The sequence below is a fragment of the Kineobactrum salinum genome (assembly GCF_010669285.1).
Classification (GTDB): Bacteria; Pseudomonadota; Gammaproteobacteria; order Pseudomonadales; family Halieaceae; genus Kineobactrum; species Kineobactrum salinum.
In genome coordinates, this window is sequence record NZ_CP048711.1 from 502892 (window position 1) to 521247 (window position 18356).

Annotated in this window: 16 protein-coding genes and 2 pseudogenes; 4 read left to right on the forward strand and 14 right to left on the reverse strand. The window is 64.7% G+C overall.

Translation table 11 applies throughout. The features are described 5' to 3' along the window. Nucleotides 1–16 precede the first annotated feature (16 nt). The 11 genes and pseudogenes from smc to ttcA all read right to left on the reverse strand — a co-directional run bounded on the left by smc (nucleotide 17) and on the right by ttcA (nucleotide 11481). A complete protein-coding gene (smc, locus tag G3T16_RS02275) occupies nucleotides 17–3514 on the reverse strand; it encodes a chromosome segregation protein SMC (RefSeq protein WP_163493652.1) in 3498 nt (1165 codons plus the stop codon). A gap of 144 nt (nucleotides 3515–3658) precedes the next feature. Further along, the gene (gene ccmI / locus G3T16_RS02280) at nucleotides 3659–4852 is read right to left on the reverse strand and encodes a c-type cytochrome biogenesis protein CcmI (protein WP_163493653.1); all 1194 of its coding nucleotides are present in this window, start codon (nucleotides 4850–4852) and stop codon (nucleotides 3659–3661) included. Then, on the reverse strand, nucleotides 4849–5313 hold the full coding sequence (locus G3T16_RS02285; RefSeq protein ID WP_163493654.1) for a cytochrome c-type biogenesis protein: 465 nt from the start codon (nucleotides 5311–5313) through the stop codon (nucleotides 4849–4851). Before G3T16_RS02285 ends, ccmI begins: the two co-directional genes overlap by 4 nt. Before the next feature lies 1 nt (nucleotide 5314). Continuing rightward, nucleotides 5315–5857, reverse strand: a complete 543-nt coding sequence (locus tag G3T16_RS02290; RefSeq protein ID WP_163493655.1) for a DsbE family thiol:disulfide interchange protein — start codon at nucleotides 5855–5857, stop codon at nucleotides 5315–5317. Continuing rightward, nucleotides 5841–7828: pseudogene (locus tag G3T16_RS02295) on the reverse strand (heme lyase CcmF/NrfE family subunit). Before G3T16_RS02295 ends, G3T16_RS02290 begins: the two are co-directional and overlap by 17 nt. Next, complete coding sequence (gene ccmE, locus G3T16_RS02300) at nucleotides 7825–8274, reverse strand: cytochrome c maturation protein CcmE (protein ID WP_163493656.1); 450 nt, start codon at nucleotides 8272–8274, stop codon at nucleotides 7825–7827. The pseudogene G3T16_RS02295 and the gene ccmE overlap by 4 nt, the downstream one beginning before the upstream one ends. Next, nucleotides 8258–8473 carry a heme exporter protein CcmD gene (ccmD, locus tag G3T16_RS02305; protein WP_163493657.1) on the reverse strand — a complete coding sequence of 72 codons (216 nt, stop codon included), beginning with the start codon at nucleotides 8471–8473 and terminating at the stop codon, nucleotides 8258–8260. The genes ccmE and ccmD overlap by 17 nt, the downstream gene beginning before the upstream one ends. Continuing rightward, a complete protein-coding gene (locus tag G3T16_RS02310; protein WP_163493658.1) occupies nucleotides 8473–9216 on the reverse strand; it encodes a heme ABC transporter permease in 744 nt (247 codons plus the stop codon). Before G3T16_RS02310 ends, ccmD begins: the two co-directional genes overlap by 1 nt. 70 nt (nucleotides 9217–9286) lie before the next feature. Then, complete coding sequence (ccmB, locus tag G3T16_RS02315) at nucleotides 9287–10003, reverse strand: heme exporter protein CcmB (RefSeq protein ID WP_456298658.1); 717 nt, start codon at nucleotides 10001–10003, stop codon at nucleotides 9287–9289. After that, nucleotides 10000–10533: a cytochrome c biogenesis heme-transporting ATPase CcmA gene (gene ccmA / locus G3T16_RS02320; RefSeq protein WP_232059226.1), complete on the reverse strand. Its 534-nt coding sequence runs from the start codon at nucleotides 10531–10533 to the stop codon at nucleotides 10000–10002. The genes ccmB and ccmA overlap by 4 nt, the downstream gene beginning before the upstream one ends. Nucleotides 10534–10638: 105 nt before the next feature. Then, nucleotides 10639–11481 (reverse strand): tRNA 2-thiocytidine(32) synthetase TtcA, encoded by an 843-nt coding sequence (gene ttcA / locus G3T16_RS02325; protein WP_197911854.1) that lies wholly within the window; start codon nucleotides 11479–11481, stop codon nucleotides 10639–10641. 128 nt (nucleotides 11482–11609) lie between these two features. Here ttcA and G3T16_RS02330 point away from each other — a divergent pair. Beyond that, a pseudogene (locus tag G3T16_RS02330) lies at nucleotides 11610–12589 on the forward strand (malate dehydrogenase). A 28-nt stretch (nucleotides 12590–12617) separates the two neighbouring features. Then, complete coding sequence (locus tag G3T16_RS02335) at nucleotides 12618–13235, forward strand: TetR/AcrR family transcriptional regulator (RefSeq protein WP_163493660.1); 618 nt, start codon at nucleotides 12618–12620, stop codon at nucleotides 13233–13235. Between the two features lie 17 nt (nucleotides 13236–13252). On the opposite strand, the gene G3T16_RS21540 is transcribed toward G3T16_RS02335, so the two are convergent. The 3 genes from G3T16_RS21540 to G3T16_RS02345 are packed head-to-tail and all read right to left on the reverse strand — an operon-like array spanning nucleotide 13253 to nucleotide 16397. Continuing rightward, nucleotides 13253–13765 (reverse strand): FtsX-like permease family protein, encoded by a 513-nt coding sequence (locus G3T16_RS21540; protein ID WP_232059227.1) that lies wholly within the window; start codon nucleotides 13763–13765, stop codon nucleotides 13253–13255. Continuing rightward, the gene (locus tag G3T16_RS02340) at nucleotides 13762–15729 is read right to left on the reverse strand and encodes an ABC transporter permease (RefSeq protein ID WP_232059228.1); all 1968 of its coding nucleotides are present in this window, start codon (nucleotides 15727–15729) and stop codon (nucleotides 13762–13764) included. The genes G3T16_RS21540 and G3T16_RS02340 overlap by 4 nt, the downstream gene beginning before the upstream one ends. A gap of 2 nt (nucleotides 15730–15731) precedes the next feature. Beyond that, complete coding sequence (locus G3T16_RS02345) at nucleotides 15732–16397, reverse strand: ABC transporter ATP-binding protein (protein WP_163493661.1); 666 nt, start codon at nucleotides 16395–16397, stop codon at nucleotides 15732–15734. Here G3T16_RS02345 and G3T16_RS02350 point away from each other — a divergent pair. Both G3T16_RS02350 and bioA read left to right on the forward strand, forming a co-directional pair. Then, nucleotides 16396–17028: an arylesterase gene (locus G3T16_RS02350; RefSeq protein WP_163496928.1), complete on the forward strand. Its 633-nt coding sequence runs from the start codon at nucleotides 16396–16398 to the stop codon at nucleotides 17026–17028. The two genes, G3T16_RS02345 and G3T16_RS02350, sit on opposite strands and share 2 nt — an antisense overlap. 2 nt (nucleotides 17029–17030) lie before the next feature. Continuing rightward, a complete protein-coding gene (gene bioA / locus G3T16_RS02355; protein ID WP_163493662.1) occupies nucleotides 17031–18326 on the forward strand; it encodes an adenosylmethionine--8-amino-7-oxononanoate transaminase in 1296 nt (431 codons plus the stop codon). The last annotated feature ends 30 nt before the right edge of the window (nucleotides 18327–18356 follow it).

Here is an 18356-nt window from a genome sequence, read left to right on the forward strand (position 1 = left end):
CCTCCGGTTGTAGGCCCTAACTTGCCGCCAGTTCCGCCGCCTCGTCGACATCCACGGATACCAGGCGAGACACCCCGGGTTCATGCATGGTGACACCCATCAGTTGATCCGCCAACTCCATCGATATCTTGTTGTGGGTAATATAAATGAACTGCACATGGGCTGACATCTCCTTGACCATGCGCGCATAGCGGCCGACGTTGGCGTCGTCCAGCGGCGCATCCACTTCATCCAGCATGCAGAAAGGGGCCGGATTGAGCTGGAAGATGGAAAATACCAGCGCAATCGCGGTCAGCGCCTTCTCGCCACCCGACAACAGGTGAATGGTGCTGTTCTTCTTGCCCGGCGGGCGCGCCATAATGGAAATTCCGGTATCCAGCAGGTCGTCGCCGGTCATTTCCAGATAGGCACTGCCGCCGCCAAACACTCTCGGGAACAGCTCCTGCAGCCCGTTGTTGACCTTCTCGAAGGTATCGCGGAAGCGGCTGCGAGTCTCCTTGTCGATCTTGCGAATGGCCGAGGCCAAGGTCTCCAGCGCGGTTTCCAGGTCCTCGTTCTGGGCGTCCAGGTAGTTCTTGCGCTCTGACTGCAGGCTGTATTCGTCGATCGCCGCGAGGTTGATCGGGCCCAGCCGGGCAATGCGGCTCGCCACCCGCTCCAGGGCCTGCTGCCATTCGGGCTCGTTGGCCGCCTCGGGCAGGGTGGCCAGCACCTGCTCCACCTCGCGGTCATCCTCGTGCAGTTGCCGCAGTACGTTCTCACGCTGCACCTGCAGGCCCTGCTGGCGCAGGCGCAGTTGCTCCAGCTCGTCGCGCACGCCCTGGGCGCGCTGTTCGGTGCCCGCGCGCAGTTGTTCCGCCTGCCGCAGCGCATGCTCCACCTCGGCCACGGCCTGACGGGCGCGACCCAGTTCGCCCTCGGACTCCAGCCGCAGCTCCAGCTGCTGCTCCAACTCCAACTGCAGCGCTTCGCGCGGGTTGTCGTTGTCGGCCAGGGTTGCCTGCAGGCTGTCCCTGCGCTCCTGCAACTGAGAGGCCTGGGCCAGGGTGCGGGCAATGGTCTCCTTCACAGCATCCAGCTGGGTCAGCAGGGCCTGATGCCGCATCGCGGCCTGGTGGGCCACGTCCTTGTCGTGCCGCGCCTTCTGCCGCACAGTGTCAAGCTGACCCCGGGCCTGATCGCGGCTGGACAGCAACTCCTCCCGCTGGCGGGAGTCCGTCTCCATGCTCTCTATCGCTGCCGCCAGCAACAGCCGCGCCTCGGCCATCGCTTCCTGCTCCTGCCGAAACTGCTCGCGGCTGTCGGTGATATCCACGCCCAGCCGCTCCCGCCGCGCGGTGATCTGTTCCAGCCGCGCCTGCTGCGCCGACAGCCGGGCACTGAACTCAGCGTGCTGGCGGGTGGCCGCCTGCAATTCCCGCTGATTGTCCCGCCTTTGCTGTTCCAGTTGTTGCTGCTGGTCGCGGGCACTTTCCAGCGCCTGGACCAGATCCTCGACCTGTTGTTCCAGTGTCTCAATTTGCTGCGCCAGCAGCTCCAGCTCCTGCTGCCGCTGGATAACCCCGCCCTGTTGCTCGCCCAGCCGCGTTACCCGCAACCAGTTGCGGCCCAGCCAGATACCCTCGGGTGTGATAACCGACTCCTGTGGGCCCAGCCCGGCGCGCAGTGTCAGCGCCGCCGGCAGGTCGTCAGCGGCATGCACGCCGGCCAGCAGCACACTGGCAGCGGCACTGCCGCCCACCCTGGCGGCGAGCAGGCCCACGGCGGGCGTCTCTGCCGCACAGTCCTCGACCAGGGCCAACTGCCCCCGTTCCAGGGTGTCGAGCAGGCCCGCGAGATCACCCAGCTGGTCGACACAGACAGCCTGCAGATAGTCGCCCAGCACCGTTTCCACCGCCAGCTGCCAGCCGTCGTCCACCTGCAGCTGCTCCAGCAGCCGCGGCCGGTCCTGCAGTTGCTGCGTCGCCAGCCAGTCGCCAACCGATTTGTCGCTATCTTCGGTGGCCGCCTGCTGCAGTGCTTCCAGCGAGGCCTGGCGGCCGCGCAGCTGCTGCAGTGTGGAGCGGCTTTCATTGAGTTGCTGCGAAACGGTATTGTCCTGCTCGCGGGTGGCAGACAACTGCTGTGCCAGCATTTCACTGCGTTGCTCGAAGCTGGCCATCAGCTCCTCGGTGGCGGCCATTTCCTGCGCCAGCACCTCCAGGCCGCTGTCGTCCGGCCCCTGCGCCAGCCCGGACTGCTCCTCCTCCAGTTGCAGAATACGCCGCTGCAGCCTTTGCTGGGCCTGTTCCAGGTGCTGGATCCGCGACTGCTGGACTTCGGCCTGCTGGCGGGGGCGGGCTGCATGCTGGTTGAACTCGTCCCACTGCTGCTGCCATTGCAGCATCGCTTCCTCTGCCACCAGCAGAGCCTCGGCGGACTCCTGCTCCACCGCCTGCAGCAGCTCGAGCTCGGGCGCGAGGCCATCCAGTTCACCTTCCCAGGTCTCCAGTTTGGCGCGGTCCTGCAGCAGGTGCGTCTCGGCCTCCTCCAGGCTGGCCAGTGTCTGGCGCAGATCCTCGTCCAGTTGCTGACCCCGCTCCTGCTGGTGCTTGATGGTCTGCTCGATTCGGGCCACTTCGGAGCCCAGGCTGTAATAGGTGGCCTGAACCCGGTTGAAATTGTCGCTGCACTCGCTGTGGTCCAGCCGGTGCTGTTCGATGGCGGTGTCGACCTGCTGGTGTTCGGCGTTGACCGCCTCCAGCTTGATCTCCATCTCGGTAATAGCGCGGCTGCACTGCCCCAGCTGCTCATCCAACTGCCGCCACTGCAGGGTCTGTAGCTGGGCTTTCAGCTCACGCTCTTCATTCTTCAGTGCGCTGTATTTCTCCGCCGCCTGGGCCTGGCGCTGCAGGTGCTGCAGCTGACGCTCCAGCTCATCGCGCAGATCGGTCAGTCGCTCCAGATTCTCCAGCGTACGGCGCATGCGGCTTTCGGTTTCCTTGCGGCGCTCCTTGTACTTGGAAATCCCCGCCGCCTCCTCGATGAAGACCCGTAGCTCCTCCGGCTTGGATTCGATCAGACGCGAAATCATGCCCTGCTCGATGATCGCATAGCTGCGCGGCCCCAGCCCGGTGCCGAGGAAAATATCGGTTATGTCCCGGCGCCGGCAACGGGTGCCGTTGAGGTGGTATTCCGACTGGGCTTCGCGGGTGACCACCCGCTTGATGGAGATTTCCGCGTAACTGGCATATTCACCGCCGACGCCGCCATCGCTGTTGTCAAACAGCAGCTCGATCGATGCCTGGCCGACCGGCTGGCGGTTGACGGAACCGTTGAAGATGACGTCCGTCATCGATTCGCCGCGCAGGTTTTTGGCAGAGCTCTCCCCCATGACCCAGCGCACCGCGTCGATCACATTGGATTTGCCACAGCCGTTGGGGCCCACCACCGCGCACATGTTGCTGGGGAAATTGACCGTGGTCGGATCCACAAAAGATTTGAAACCGGCGAGCTTGATGGACTTTAGTCGCATATCGTTTGTGTTAATCGCTGCATCTAACTGTTTTATATGAAAAAAATCCCTGCTGCCAGGGACCTTCCGCCGGTGTCAAACCACGATCGTCAGTGTATCCAACTTCCCCCGGTAACACTACGCCTGTGGTGGCCAAAGCACTGCTCAGCCCGGCCGCGGCGCCAGCGTGATCTCCAGCGGCTCGCCATCCGCCGACGGCCGCAGCGGGCCGGCCCGCCCCAGCCAGCTGGCGTTGGCCTCGCCGGGACTGCCATCCGGGGAGACCTGCACCACGACCACCACCTCGTCGGCTTCGGACAATTTCTGGCCCGCCATCGAATTGCTGTCGTCGAGCCGCAACGTGGCCGGCAGCTGGTCCGCGCGCAGCCGCTGTACCGCGATGGGCATGCGGCTGTCACTGGCCGCAGAACGGGCCAGTACGAATACGGTATCAGCCGGATTGAGGCTGGCTCCTTCCGGCGCCAGTACCCGCAGGCTGAGTCCCAGCGGCAGCTCGGCGGAGCTGTCATGCTGCGCCGTGGCTACTGGTTCACCCAGCCGTTCGCGTGCCTGGTCGATCACGCCGGCGATCATCCGGGCGCCCTCGCTGTCGCCGTCCTCCATCGCCAGCAGCCGCTCCCAGTAGCCGATAGCGGCCCGGTACTGGCCCCGCTCGAAGGCAGCCATGCCCAGCAGGCCCAGGGCCGTGCGTTGGTGCGGATTGATGGACAGTGACTGTTCAGCCAGCGCCTGCGACTCGGGATCCAGCTCGCGGCCTGCGGCCAGATAGTTGGCCTGGGCCGCATAGGCCAGCGCCTGGGCATCCTCCGGCGCCTGCGCCGCCAGCAAGCGGTAGGTTTCCGCAGCCTGGTCATAATCACCCTGCCCCATGTGGAACCGCCCCAGCAGTGCCAGGTAATGCAGATTGTCGGGCCGCTGAGCCGCCCGTGCCGAGATGGCGTCCATCAACGCCAGCATCGTGGTGTCGTCGGTGCTGTCATCCAGCGCCTGCAGGCGCTCGGCGATCCGCACATCGGGCGCTGCGCCCAACTGGTAATACAACCCGCCAGCGGCAACTGCCATCACCGGTAGCAACAGCCACACCGGAAAGCGGGTACTGGCGGCGTGTGATGGTGCCGCCTCGAGCTGCCGCTGATCATCCTCCAGCAGCCGCAATTGCGCATCCGTTTCCAGCCCGGTGTCGTCATCCTCGGCCAGTTCGCGCCGGCGCAGCCGGTACCATTCCAGGTTGGCACGGGCACGGTCATCCAACGGCCGGCGCAGGGCGCTGCCGGGAAACAGGTAGAATAAACCGCTGAACAGGACCAGTCCCGCACAGGCAAGCCAAAAGGTAGTCAAGCGTCTTCCTCCGCTTCGAGCAGGGCTGCCAATTTCTGTTTTTCGGCTTCGTCGAGCTTCGCCTCCTGGCGCTGGCGCCCGCGCAGCAACACCGCCACCATCACCGCGCCGATCAGCAACAGCAGGATAGGCGCCAACCACAGGACCGCTGTGGCGGCGTTGAAGCTGGGGCGGTAGCGCACGAATTCGCCATAGCGCGACACCATGAAGTCCAGGATCTCTTCATCGCTGGCCCCGGCCTCCAGCTGCTGGTGCAGCAAGCGCCGCAAGTCCTTGGATATCGGAGCGTTGGAAGCGGCGATGTTCTGGTTCTGGCACTTGGGACAGCGCAGCTCCTCGCTCAGCTTCTGGTAGCGCCGTTCCAGCTCCGGACTGCTGAACTCATAGGTTTCAATCACCGCCAGCACAGACGGGACAAAAAACAGCGCCAGCAGGGCGAACACAGAAATTCGCAATCTCATATCAGGGAACCTCCTCGCCACGTGTTATTTGGCGCCACAGGGGTTCCAGAGTTCCCTGCCAGACACGCTCGTCGATGACGCCGACATGGCGATAGCGGATCACCCCTTCGGCATCCACCAGATAGGTTTCGGGCGCCCCGTAGACACCCAGGTCGACACCCAGGCTGCCTTCGCGGTCGACGATATTGGCGCGGTAGGGATCGCCCAGCTCGGCCAGCCAGCGCCGCGCGGCGGCACTGTCGTCCTTGTAATTGATGCCATAGATCGGTATTCCCGAGTCGGCCAGTTGCTGCAGGTAGGGATGCTCGACCCGGCAGGAAATGCACCAGGTCGCCCAGACATTGAACAGCGCCGCCTCACCCACCACATCTGCGCGGACCAAGGGCCGCTCATCGCTCAGTTCCGTGAGCGTGAACGAAGGCAGCGGACGGTCGATCAGGGCCGAGGGCATCGCCATCGGATCGAGCGACAGACCGCGGTACAGAAAGGCTGCCAGCACCGCGAACAGAATCAGCGGCAGGAACAGCTTAAGCCTGGGCGCCATGCGCGGCCCCCTGCAGCGAGTGTTCCCGGGCCGCGCCGCGCTGGCGGCGGTAGCGCTTGTCGGCCACGGTGACGAAACCGCCCAGCGCCATCAGCACCGCACCACCCCACATCCAGCGGACAAAAGGCTTGTAGTGCAGCCGGATCGCCCAGGCACCGTCGGAACCGACCGGCTCGCCCATCGCCACAAACAGGTCGCGGAACACGCCCGCGTCGATCGCGGCCTCGGTCATCACATCGCCGCTGGCGAGATAGCGGCGTTTCTGTGGTGCCAGCCGCAGCACTTCGCGGCCATCGACCAACACCGCGAAGCGGGCCTCGTCAGCCACATAGTTGGGGCCGCGCACACCGGACACCGACAGGAAGCGAAACTCGTAGCCGGCGATGGTATCGCTCTGCCCGGGACTCATCTTCAGGTCGTGCTCGATGTGGTACTGACTGGTCAGCACCACGCCAATCACCGCAGTTGCAAAGCCCAGGTGGGCAATGAACATGCCCCAGTAACTCGGCGCCAGCCGGCGCAGGCCCGCGGCCAGGCTACGGGCGTTGCGCAGGCGGGACCACAGGTCCCGCAGCAGGCCGAATATCAGCCAGCCCGCGAGCAGGATGGCCAGTGCCACCCACGGGTTGTAGGCACCGTCATGCAACAACGGCAGCGTCAGCGCACAGACCAGCGTCGCCACCGCCGGCGCCAGCAATTCCGCGCGCCAGCGGGTGGCGCTGTCCTGCTTCCAGCGGGATACCGGGCCCAGGCCCATGAACGGCATCAGCAGTGCCATCAATGGCACGAACACGGCATTGAAATAGGGCGGGCCCACCGAGTACTTGCCCTGCCCCAACGCGTCCATCAGCAGCGGGAACAGGGTGCCGAACAGCACCGTCAGGGTCGCCACCAGGAATACCACATTGTTGACCAGCAGCAGCGACTCGCGCGACAACCAGGCAAAGCTCACGCGGCTGCTGACCGCCGGCGCCCGCAGCGCGTACAGCACCAGCGAGCCGCCCACCACGATGCCCAGGAATATCAGGATAAACAGGCCGCGGGCCGGATCGGTGGCAAAGGCATGAACCGAAGTCAGCACCCCGGAACGGACCAGGAAGGTGCCCAGCAGGCTCAGCGAAAACGCGAAAATGGCCAGCAGCACGGTCCAGCTCTTGAACAGGCCGCGCTTTTCAGTGGCCGCCAGGGAATGCACCAACGCGGTGCCCGCCAGCCAAGGCATGAAGGAGGCGTTCTCGACCGGATCCCAGAACCACCAGCCGCCCCAGCCCAGCTCATAGTAGGCCCACCAGCTGCCGAGCATGATGCCGAGGGTGAGAAAGGCCCAGGCAACATTGGTCCAGGGCCGGGACCAGCGCGCCCAGGCAGCGTCCATACGCCCCCCAACAGCGCTGCAATGGCAAATGCAAAGGCCACCGAGAATCCCACGTAGCCCATGTACAGCAGCGGTGGATGGATAATCAAGCCGAAGTCCTGCAGCAGCGGGTTCAGGTCCTGGCCATCGGCCGGTGTGCCCGGCAACAGCCGCGCAAACGGATTGGAGGTGAACAGTGAGAAGGAGATAAAACCCACCGCGACGAAACCCATCACCGCCAGTACCCGGGATAGCACCACCAGCGGCAGCTGGGGACTGAACAGGGCCACCGCGGCCGTCCACAATGCCAGGATCAGGATCCACAGCAGCAGCGAGCCCTCGTGATTGCCCCAGACCGCGGAGAACTTGTACTGCGTCGGCAGCAGGCTGTTGCTGTTGTTGGCCACCACCTGGACTGAAAAATCGTCCTGCAGGAAGGCCAGTGTCAGGCAGGCGAAACTGATGCCCGAGAACACCAGCAGGCCGATGGCGAGATTCGGCGCCAGTGCCATCGCCGTCGCATTGTAGCGCCAGGCTCCCCACAGCGGCAGGCTGCACAGCAGCAGTGACAGACAAAAGGCGACGATCAGCGCGAAATGGCCGAACTCGGGGATCATGGGCGTTGCTCCTGCATTCTGGCCTGGGATGCCTCCAGCGCGGAAGCCACCTCGGGCGGCATGTAATTCTCGTCGTGCTTGGCCAACACTTCCGAGGCCCGCAACACCCCCTGTTCATCGAGCACCCCGGCCGCCACCGCGCCCTGGCCCTCGTCAAACAGGTCCGGCAGGATGCCGACATAGACCACCGGCACCGACGCCTCATAATCGGTTACCTCGAAGCGTACCTCCAGACTATCGGCGCTGCGTTGGACGCTGTTTTCCACCACCATGCCGCCCACCCGGATGGACTGCCCCAGCGGCGCCATGCCCGCAGCCACCTCCACCGGAGGATAAAACAGGTTGATATTGCCGCGCAGGGCGTAGCTCACCAGCCCTACCGCAGCACTGGAAAAGACGATAATAAATGTCACCAGGTAGAGACGTTGTTTACGAACCGGATGCATCAGAGCTCCTTGTGGGTGGGGGCGCTGCCCTGCTGTCCCGTCTGTGCTGGCCTTCAAGCCGGCGCAGTATCTGCTTCTCGCGATGCCGGGGCAAGTACAGCATGAACACAACCACTACCAGGGTAATCAGGTAGGCCGACCAGACGAAGGCACCGTGGCCATCCATTGCCAGCGCTGCCGCCAGCGATTCGAAATACATCAACCGCTCTCCCCGGCCGCAAGCCGGCGCACCCAGGTGGTGGCGGCTTCGCGCTGGAGGATGTCGGCGCGCATCGTCAGCAGCAGGCTGCAGGTGAACAGCGCATAGAACGCGGCTATCATCAGCAACAGCGGATACAACATGCTCGGGTCGATGGTGGACTCTCCGGTGAACTTGATGGAAGCGCTCTGGTGCAGACTGTACCACCAATCAACCGATTTATAGATGATGGGGATATTGACCGTTCCGACCAGACTCAACACCGCGCAGGCCTTGGCGGCCAGGGCCTTGTTGTCATAGGCCTCATACAGCGCCACCACTCCCAGGTACAGGAACAGCAGGATCAGCATCGAGGTAATACGTGCATCCCAGACCCACCAGGTGCCCCAGGTGGGCTTGCCCCAGATACTGCCCGTGACCAGCGCGATGAAGGTGAGCGCCGCCCCGATCGGAGCGCAGGCCCGCATCGCCACTTCGGCCATTTTCATGCGCCAGATCAGACTCACGGCGCCGGCGATGGCCATCACGTAATAACCCGCCAGCGCCACCACGGCCGCCGGCACATGGATATAGATAATGCGGTAGCTGTTGCCCTGGCGAAAATCCGGCGCCGTGTACAGCACACCCCACACCGCACCGGCACACAGTGCCAACAGCGTCAGGGGCAGCAGCCAGCGCAGGATGGATCCGGAAATGCGATACAACCAGGGTGGGGAGCCGAATTTATGGAAGAATGACCACATAGCGCGGGCAATTATACAGTGACCGGGCCACCGGACAATGCGCGGGGGCACGAAATACCCCGCACGGCCTTCAACTGTCCACGCTGATGCGCAGGCCCGCGGCAATCGCCAACGGCGCCAGGGCTACCGCGAGGCACAGCATGGCCCCCAGCACCGCGAGTTGGGGCATGGCGGATACACCACCGAGGGCCGCCTGCACCGCGCCGCTGCCAAAGATCAGTACCGGCATGTAGAACGGCAGGATCAGCAGCGAGATGAGCATGCCGCCGCGCTTCAGGCCCACTGTGAGGGCGGCGCCGATGCCGCCCACCAGGCTCAACACCCCGGTGCCCAACAGCAGGCTGACGGCCAGGGCGGGGATCGCCACCGGGGCCAGCCCCAGCATCAGTGCGAACAGCGGCGACAGCAATGCCAGTAAAAAGCCGGTCAACAACCACTGTGCCAGCACATAGGCCAGCGCAGAGAAATACAGCGGTTGCGGGGACAATAGCAACTGTTCGAGGCTGCCGTCGTCGAAATCGCTGCGAAACACAGCGTCGGCACTGAGCAGATTGGACAGCAGCGCGACGATCCACAGAATGCCCGGCGCGAAACTGGCAAGTGTCGCCGGCCCCGGCCCCAGCCCCAGCGGGAACAGCGCGATCACCATCGCAAAGAACAGCAGCGGGTTGCCGATGTCTACCGGCCGCCGCAGGCCGAGCACCAGTTGGCGGCGCAGCAGGCGCAGGCAGAAGGCTGCGGCGGACGCTGCCTGTGGCTGCGGCACACTGATCATGGCGCCGGTCACGACAACTGCCCCGAGCCGAGATCCAGGCGCCGCAGCGGGTGCGGAATCGCCAGCGGCTGATGGGAGGTCAGCAGTACCGAGCCGCCCTGCCCCAGATGTTGTGCCAGACGCTGCTCCAACGCCATCACCCCGGCCCGGTCAATGGCAGTAAAGGGCTCATCCAGCAGCCACAGTGGCGCCCTAGACAGATACAGCCGGGCCAGATTGACGCGCCGGTGCTGGCCGGCGGAGAGCATGTGACTGGGTACATCCTCATAACCGTACAGATCCACCGCCGCCAGCGCCGCGTCGATCTCGGCGCGGCCGGGCGCCGCCTCCCCCGCCACGTGCCAGGCCAGATTCTCCCGCGGACTCAGCAAACCCTTGACGGCGCTGTGATGGCCCAGGAACAGTTGCGGCGCATGGCGCTTTACCCAGCCACTGAAGCCGTAGCGTGACAGGCCCGCCAGGATCCGCAGCAGACTGGTCTTGCCGGCGCCGTTGGCGCCCTCAATCTGGACCAGCTCGCCCGGCCGTAAACTCAGGGACACGGCGCTGAACAGCTGGCGCCCCCACGCTCCAGACCCAGGTTGCCGGCCTCCAGCAGAAGCGGGCTGGCGCCGGCTGCAGGAGCAGCGCGCGCCACCGCGCCCGGCTCAGAGATTGACGGCACGGATTGCGGGCAAGTGCAGGTCGGTATCGACTTCGGCGCGCAGGGAGCTGAAATCAAACAGTGCGGTGTCACCCAGCTGAGAGGGAGCGACATTGCAGATACTGCGGAAAATGGTTTCCGTGCGGCCCGGATACTGGCGTTCCCAGTCCCGCAGCATCTGCTTGATCTGCACCCGCTGCAGGTTCTCCTGGGAACCGCAGAGATTGCACGGAATGATCGGAAAGGCCTTGTAGTCCGCAAAGGCGGCCAGATCGCGCTCCCGGCAGTAGGCCAGTGGCCGGATCACCACATTGCGGCGATCATCACTGAGCAGCTTGGGCGGCATGGCCTTGAGGCTGCCGCCGAAAAACATGTTCAGGAACAGGGTTTCCACGATGTCATCGCGGTGGTGTCCCAACGCGATCTTGCTGGCGCCGATGTCGGCGGCGAATTCGTACAGGCTGCCGCGCCGCAGCCGGGAACACAGCCCGCAGGTGGTCTTGCCCTCGGGAATCTTCTCGCGCACGATGCTGTAGGTGTCTTTTTCCAGGATGTAATAGGGTATGTCCAGCCGCGCCAGGTATTCCGGCAGCACCTGCTCGGGAAAGCCCGGCTGCTTCTGGTCCAGGTTGACGGCGATCAGCTCGAAGTCGATCGGCGCACTGGCGCGCAGGCTCAGCAGAATGTCCAGCATGCCGTAGGAGTCCTTGCCACCGGACAGGCATACCATGACCCGGTCGTCCTGCTCGATCATGTTGTAATCGACGATGGCATTGCCGGCATTGCGCCGCAGACGCTTCTGCAGCTTGTTGAACTCGGTCTTCTCTTTTCGGGACAGCTCTCGCACGACTCGCCTGCTGGTGACATCTGGATGGAGCCGCATTTTACAGCCCGCCGCTTGTTTTTTCACCCGTTTCACTCGACAATAACGCCCCCTTGAAGCCCATCCACCCGTTCATCGAGGACTCCCTGCCCATGAAATCACCCGTTCGAGTGACTGTTACCGGCGCTGCCGGCCAGATCGGCTACGCCCTGCTGTTTCGCATCGCCTCCGGCTCCATGCTCGGCGACGACCAGCCAGTCATCCTGCAATTGCTGGATATCACCCCGGCAATGGAGGCGCTCGAAGGCGTGCGGATGGAGCTCGACGACTGTGCCTTCCCGCTGCTGGCCGATATCATCTGCACCGACGACCCGCACCTGGCCTTCAAGGACAGCGATTACGCACTGCTGGTCGGCGCCCGGCCCGCGGCCCCGGCATGGAGCGCAAGGACCTGCTGGAAGCCAACGCTGCCATTTTCTCAGTCCAGGGCAAGGCCATAAATGACCATGCCAGCAGAAACATCAAGGTGCTGGTAGTGGGCAACCCCGCCAATACCAACGCGCTGATTACCCAGCGCAACGCGCCGGATATCGACCCGCGCAACTTCACCGCGATGACCCGGCTGGACCACAACCGGGCCATGAGCCAGCTGGCGCAGAAAACCGGCACCAGCATCAACGATGTGAGCCACATGACCATCTGGGGCAACCACTCCGCGACCCAGTACCCGGACCTGTTCAATGCCAGGGTCAAGGGCCAGGCAGCGATGGAACTGGTGGACCAGCAGTGGTACGAGAACGACTTTATTCCCACTGTACAGCAGCGCGGCGCGGCCATTATCAAGGCTCGCGGCGCCTCCTCTGCGGCCTCGGCCGCCAATGCGGCGATTGATCACATGCGCAGTTGGGCACTGGGTACCGAAGGCGATGATTGGGTATCGATGGGGGTGCATTCCGATGGTTCCTACGGCATTGCCGAAGGCCTGATCTATTCCTTCCCCTGCCGCTGCAACAATGGCGACTGGGAGATCGTCCAGGGCGTCGATGTGGGCGATTTCAGCCGCGGCAAAATGCAGGCCACAGAGGCTGAACTGACCGAGGAGCGCGACGCAGTCAAGCACCTGCTGCCCTGACCGGCAGCTTCGAGGCCCGATAATAATCATGAACCAGGCATCGCTGACCAAGAGTTACCACCACGGCAACCTCCGCGTCGAATTGCTGGATACTGCCGTGGGCGAGCTCGAGCAGCTGGGGGTGGAAGCCCTCAGCCTGCGTGCACTGGCGCGCAGTATCGGTGTGTCCCAGACGGCCCCCTACCGTCATTTCAACGACAAGGGCGAGTTGCTGGCCGCCATTGCCACCATCGGCTACCAGCGCCTGCTGGCTTCCCTGCGGCAGGCCGCCGCTGATACCGAGGATTGCCCCCCGGCCCAGCTCACAGCGCTGGCCCATGCCTATGTCGCCTATGCCGGCGCGGCACCGCAGATGTTCAAGCTGATGTTCGGGCCCGCCGTGCAACCTTCCGACCCCTACCCGGAACTGCGCCAGATCAGCCGCGAAACCTTTCACCAGGTGCAAGACATCCTGCGCCACGGCATAGAGCGCGGCATGTTCCGCGACCAGGATCTGGCCTACCTGACCAATGCGGCCTGGGCCGGCATCCACGGGCTCGCCACCCTGCTGGTGGATGCCCCGCAACTGTTCCAGCGCCACATCGACCTGCCCCGGCAGGTGGAACTCGGTGTCAGCACCTTCATCGCCGGCATCAGTCAGCCCTGAGCCACGATCAGTCCCATTTACAACTCGCGCAGCACTGACAACGGAGGGCTGGAGACGACCTTGCGGCAGCTGTAGACCCCCAGGCCGGCGATCAGCAATGTGCCGGCAGCCATGCCGACCGGCCACACCCAGGGGGTCGGGGCGTAGGGCATGCCCATCACCCGGGATTGCAGGATATACACCGACAGCTCCGCCGACACGGTGGCCAGCAGGCCCGCGAACAGGCCCATAGTGGCGAACTCGATCAACAGCCCGCCCAGCACCAGCCGCCGGCGCGCACCCAGCGCGCGCAGGATGGAACTTTCGTGCATCCGCACATCGACGCTCGCCTGTACTCCCGCCACCAGGACCAGTGCTCCGGCGGCCAGAATCACCGCCAGCACCAGTTCCACGGCGGTGGACACCTGATTGACGATAGTGCGAATCTGCGCCACCACCACGTCCATCTCAATGACCGTGACGGTGGGAAAGCGGCGAATGAAGTTGTTGAGGAAGGGTTTGTCCTGCTGCTCCAGATAAAAACTGGTCATGAAGGTCGCCGGATACGGGGCCAGCAGCCGCGGCGGAAACACCATGAAGAAATTGGGATTGAAGGACTGCCAGTCGAGCTGGCGGATACTCGACACCGTGACCTCGAGTGATTCAGAGCCAATCTGCAGGCCCACCCGGTCCCCAGGCCCAGCCCCAGACGCTGGGCGAATTCCTGCTCCACCGACACCAGTGCCTCGCTGCTGCCCTCTTGCCACCATTGGCCGGCCACCAGGCTGTTGCCCTCCGGCACCGAGTCCGACCAGGTGAAGTTGGCGCCGCGCTGGCGCCGCCCTTCCTGCTGTTCCTCACCCCGGCGCGGCAAGTCCTCGCCATTCACCGCCATCAACCGGCCGCGGATCATCGGGTACAGCGGCGCCGACGGGATGTTCCGGGCACGCAGCATCTGCTCAACTCCCTGCACCTCCTCTGGCGCGATATTGAGCATGAAATGATTCGGCGTATCCTCCGGCAACTGGGTCTGCCAGCTGTCAATCAGCGAGGTTCGCAGCAGCAGCAACACCAGCAGCAACATGATCGCCATCGCGAAAATCACTACCTGCAATGCATTGGCCGTACCCCGGCGCTGCAGGCCGGCCAGCGCCAGCCGCCAGATGCTGCCGGCGCTCATGCCCACCAGCCGCCCGCCGCGCAGCAGCGTCAATGCCAGTACCAGGCCCAGAACGACGGTGGCAGCCAGCCCGGCCAACACTGCCGCGGTCAGTTTCCAGTCACCGCTGTACCACCACATCAAACCACTGACCGCGGCCAGGCCAACGGCATAGTCGGCCAGCGTGCGGCGCTGTTCCAGCGGCATGTCGCGGCGCAACACCCGCAGCGGGCTGGCCTGGCTGAGCCGGCGCAGCGGCGGCCAGGCAAAACTCAGCAGACACACCAGTGCCGTGGCCGCCCCTATCCCGTAGGGACGCAATCCGGAGGGCCCCGGCGCCACCGGCATCTGCTCGGCGAAGACGTTGAAGAAGGCGGCCTGCATGCCCCAGCCCAGCAGGCAGCCAGTGATAGTGGCAATCACGCCCAACAACAGCAGGCTGCGCCCATAGAGACGGGCGATGGTCGAGGAGGTGGCACCCAGGCTCTTCATGATGGCCACATAATCATTGTGGCGCTCACTGAAACGTCGCGCCGCCAGCGCTATGGCCACCCCCGCCAGCACCACACCGAGACTGCCGGCCAGCAACAGGAAACTTTCAGCCCGCTGCAGCGCCTCCCCCAACCCGGGCTGACCGTCACTGACATTCAGCAGGCGCTGGCTGTCCTCCAGTTGTGGCTGCAGCCAGGCGACGAAGCCCTCCAGGGCCGGCTCATCACCGGCATACAACTGCCGGTATTCCACCCGGCTGCCGGGCTGCACCACCGCGGTGGCGGCAATGTCATCATAGTGCATCAACACCCGTGGCCCGTAGCCGTAGAACGAGGCTCCCTGGTCGGGTTCGGTGCGGGCCGCGGCGGCTACCGTGAATTCCGCCTCACCGACGGCTACCCGGTCACCGATGGCCACATCCAGCAATGGAAACAGGCGCGAATCCAGCCACACCTGGCCCGGCTGCGGGCCGCCGGCGGCAGTGCGCACCTCGCCAAAGGGCTGTTCGCTGTAGCGCAACTCGCCGCGCAACGGGTAGCCCGCAGTCACCGCCTTGACCGAGGCCAGCGCCATTTGCTCGTCGCCGGCGTAGACCATGGAGGGGAAGGTCAGTGTGCGGGCGGTCCGCAACTGCCGGTCGCCGGCTTCGTGCAGCCAGTCCTCGGGCAGCTCGCGGCCACTGCGTACCACCCTGTCCGCAGCCAGGAAGCGATGGCTCTCCTGTTCCAGCGCGGTCTGCAGGCGGGTGGTGAAGGCGCTGATCCCCGACACCACCGATACCGCCAGTACCAGGGCCGCCACCAGCACACCGAGTTCACCGCCGCGCCAGTCCCTGGCCAGCATCCGGGTCGCCGTCATCGACATGTTCAGGGGGCCTCCACCAGTTCACCCGCGGCCAGCTGCAGGCAGCGCTCACAGCGCTGCGCCAGGGCCTGGTCGTGGGTGACCAGCACCAGGGTAGTCTGCTGCTCCCGGTTCAACTCGAACAACAGCTCGATGATATGGCCGCCGGTGACCGTATCCAGGTTGCCGGTGGGCTCGTCGGCAAACAGTATCGCGGGGTTGGTGGCAAAGGCGCGGGCAATGGCGACCCGCTGCTGTTCACCGCCAGACAGCTGCCGCGGGTAGTGCTGTACCCGGTCCGCGAGACCGACCCGCTGCAGGAACTGCTGCGCCTGTTCGCGGGCGTCGTCCTGGCCCTGCAGCTCCAGTGGCAGCATCACGTTTTCCAGCGCGGTGAGGGCCGGCAGCAACTGGAAGGCCTGGAACACGAAACCCACCCGCTGGCCGCGGAACAAGGCCCGGGCGTCCTCATCCAGCGCGCTGATGTCCACCTCATCTATGACGATGCGGCCGCCACTGGCCTCATCCAGCCCCGCCAACAAACCCAACAGGGTAGACTTGCCGGAGCCGGAGGCGCCAATGATCGCGACCGACTCCCCCGACTTGATTTCCAGCGTGATCCCTTTCAGTATCTCCAGCTCGCCCCCTGCCATGGGGACCCGCTTCTGGAGATTTTCAGCCTTGATCATGCAGCATTTCCTTTTCAATCTGATACGTACAACGCTGGTGCTGGGGTTGTCCTGCCTGCTGGTGTGGCCTGCGGTTGCAGGTCAGCAGCGGACACTGCTGGTGCTGGGGGATAGTATCAGCGCAGCCTATGGTATGTCTCTGGAAGAGGGTTGGGTTGCACTGCTGGCGCGACAACTGGAGGATTCCCATCCGCAGTATACCGTAGTCAACGCCAGTATCAGTGGCGAAACCAGCGCCGGAGGCCTGCGCCGGCTGCCGGGCCTGCTGGAGCAGCACAAGCCAGCGGTCGTGGTGCTGGAACTGGGCGGCAATGACGGCCTGAGGGGTTATCCGCCGGGGCAGCTGCAGCAGAACCTGACCCGGATGAGCCGGCTGGCCCGGGACGCAGGCGCCGAAGTGCTGCTGCTGGGCATGGAAATTCCCCCCAACTATGGCGCCCGCTACACCCGCGCCTTCCGCGAAAGCTTCGCCCGCGCGGCGGAGGCCACCGGTGCCCACGCCGCTCCCTTCATGCTCGACGGCGTGGCCACCCGCGAGCACATGATGCAGGATGATGGCATCCATCCCACCGCCGATGCCCAACCCAAATTGCTGGAAAACGTCCTGCCCAGCCTGCTGGAGATACTCTGACCGTGACCAAGACCTGGAGCTGGCGGCAGCTGCAAGCCGCCGATGCCCAAAGCATCTGGCATCCCTACGCCTCCGCCACCCGCGCCCCGGAAGTGTATCCGGTGGCCAGTGCCGCCGGCGTCCGCCTGACCCTGGCCGACGGCCGCGAGCTGATCGACGGCATGGCTTCCTGGTGGTGCGCCATCCACGGCTACAACCACCCGGTGCTGAACCGCGCCGTACAGCAGCAGCTGGAGGCCATGTCCCATGTGATGTTCGGCGGTCTCACCCATGCGCCCGCGGTCAAGCTGGCCCGCATCCTCACCGACATCACGCCCGCCAGCCTGGACCGGGTGTTCTTCAGCGACTCCGGCTCGGTAGCGGTGGAAGTAGCGCTGAAGATGGCCATCCAGTACTGGTATTCCGTGGGCCAGCCGCGCAAGCAGAAGCTGATCGCGCTGCGCAACGGCTACCACGGCGACACCTTCGGCGCGATGTCCCTGTGTGACCCGGACACCGGCATGCACCATCTGTTCGGCGATGTCCTGCCCCGCCACTTCTTCGCTCCAGCCCCGGACGTGCCCTTTGGCGAGCGCTGCGACGAACGCTCGCTGAGCGCGATGGAAGAGCTGTTGGCCGCTCACCACCAGGACCTGGCCGCGGTGATTGTGGAACCGGTGGTACAGGGCGCTGGCGGCATGCGCTTCTACTCGCCGGACTACCTGGTACAGCTGCGCGCCCTGTGCGATGCCTTTGACGTACTGCTGATCTTCGACGAGATCGCCACCGGCTTCGGCCGCACCGGCAAACTGTTTGCGCTGGAACACGCGGGCGTTGACCCGGACATCCTCTGCGTCGGCAAGGCCCTGACCGGCGGCTACATGACGCTGGCGGCGACCCTTTGCAACCGCCGCATCAGCCAGGGCATCAGCGAGGGCGAAGCCGGCGCCTTCATGCACGGCCCCACCTTCATGGCCAACCCGCTGGCCTGCGCCACCGCAATCGCAAGTATTGAACTGCTGCTGTCACAGCCCTGGCAGCGCTGCGTGCAGCGCATCGGCGAGGGCCTTGAACGGGGGCTGGCGCCGGCGCGAGAGCTTCCCGGTGTGGCGGATGTGCGCACCCTGGGCGCGATCGGCGTAATCGAACTGAAACAGCCGGTGGACATGCAACAGGTACAGCCGATGTTCGTCGAACGCGGGGTATGGGTGCGCCCCTTTGGCAAGCTGGTCTACTGCATGCCGCCCTTCATCACCAACGACCAGGACCTGGCCGCGCTGACCGGGGCCATGGTGGAGACGGTGGCCGCGGTGGAGTGAGCAGCCGCGGCCCAAATCGCGTATAATCGC

Bases quoted from the DNA above. Each gene is read 5' to 3' on its own strand.
- smc (WP_163493652.1), bottom strand. From the start codon at position 3,514: ATGCGACTAAAGTCCATCAAGCTCGCCGGTTTCAAATCTTTTGTGGAT.
- G3T16_RS02285 (WP_163493654.1), bottom strand. From the start codon at position 5,313: ATGAGATTGCGAATTTCTGTGTTCGCCCTGCTGGCGCTGTTTTTTGTC.
- G3T16_RS02290 (WP_163493655.1), bottom strand. From the start codon at position 5,857: ATGGCGCCCAGGCTTAAGCTGTTCCTGCCGCTGATTCTGTTCGCGGTG.
- ccmE (WP_163493656.1), bottom strand. From the start codon at position 8,274: ATGCATCCGGTTCGTAAACAACGTCTCTACCTGGTGACATTTATTATC.
- ccmD (WP_163493657.1), bottom strand. From the start codon at position 8,473: ATGTATTTCGAATCGCTGGCGGCAGCGCTGGCAATGGATGGCCACGGT.
- G3T16_RS02310 (WP_163493658.1), bottom strand. From the start codon at position 9,216: ATGTGGTCATTCTTCCATAAATTCGGCTCCCCACCCTGGTTGTATCGC.
- G3T16_RS02335 (WP_163493660.1), top strand. From the start codon at position 12,618: ATGAACCAGGCATCGCTGACCAAGAGTTACCACCACGGCAACCTCCGC.
- G3T16_RS21540 (WP_232059227.1), bottom strand. From the start codon at position 13,765: ATGACCAGTTTTTATCTGGAGCAGCAGGACAAACCCTTCCTCAACAAC.
- G3T16_RS02340 (WP_232059228.1), bottom strand. From the start codon at position 15,729: ATGTCGATGACGGCGACCCGGATGCTGGCCAGGGACTGGCGCGGCGGT.
- G3T16_RS02350 (WP_163496928.1), top strand. From the start codon at position 16,396: ATGCAGCATTTCCTTTTCAATCTGATACGTACAACGCTGGTGCTGGGG.
- G3T16_RS02345 (WP_163493661.1), bottom strand. From the start codon at position 16,397: ATGATCAAGGCTGAAAATCTCCAGAAGCGGGTCCCCATGGCAGGGGGC.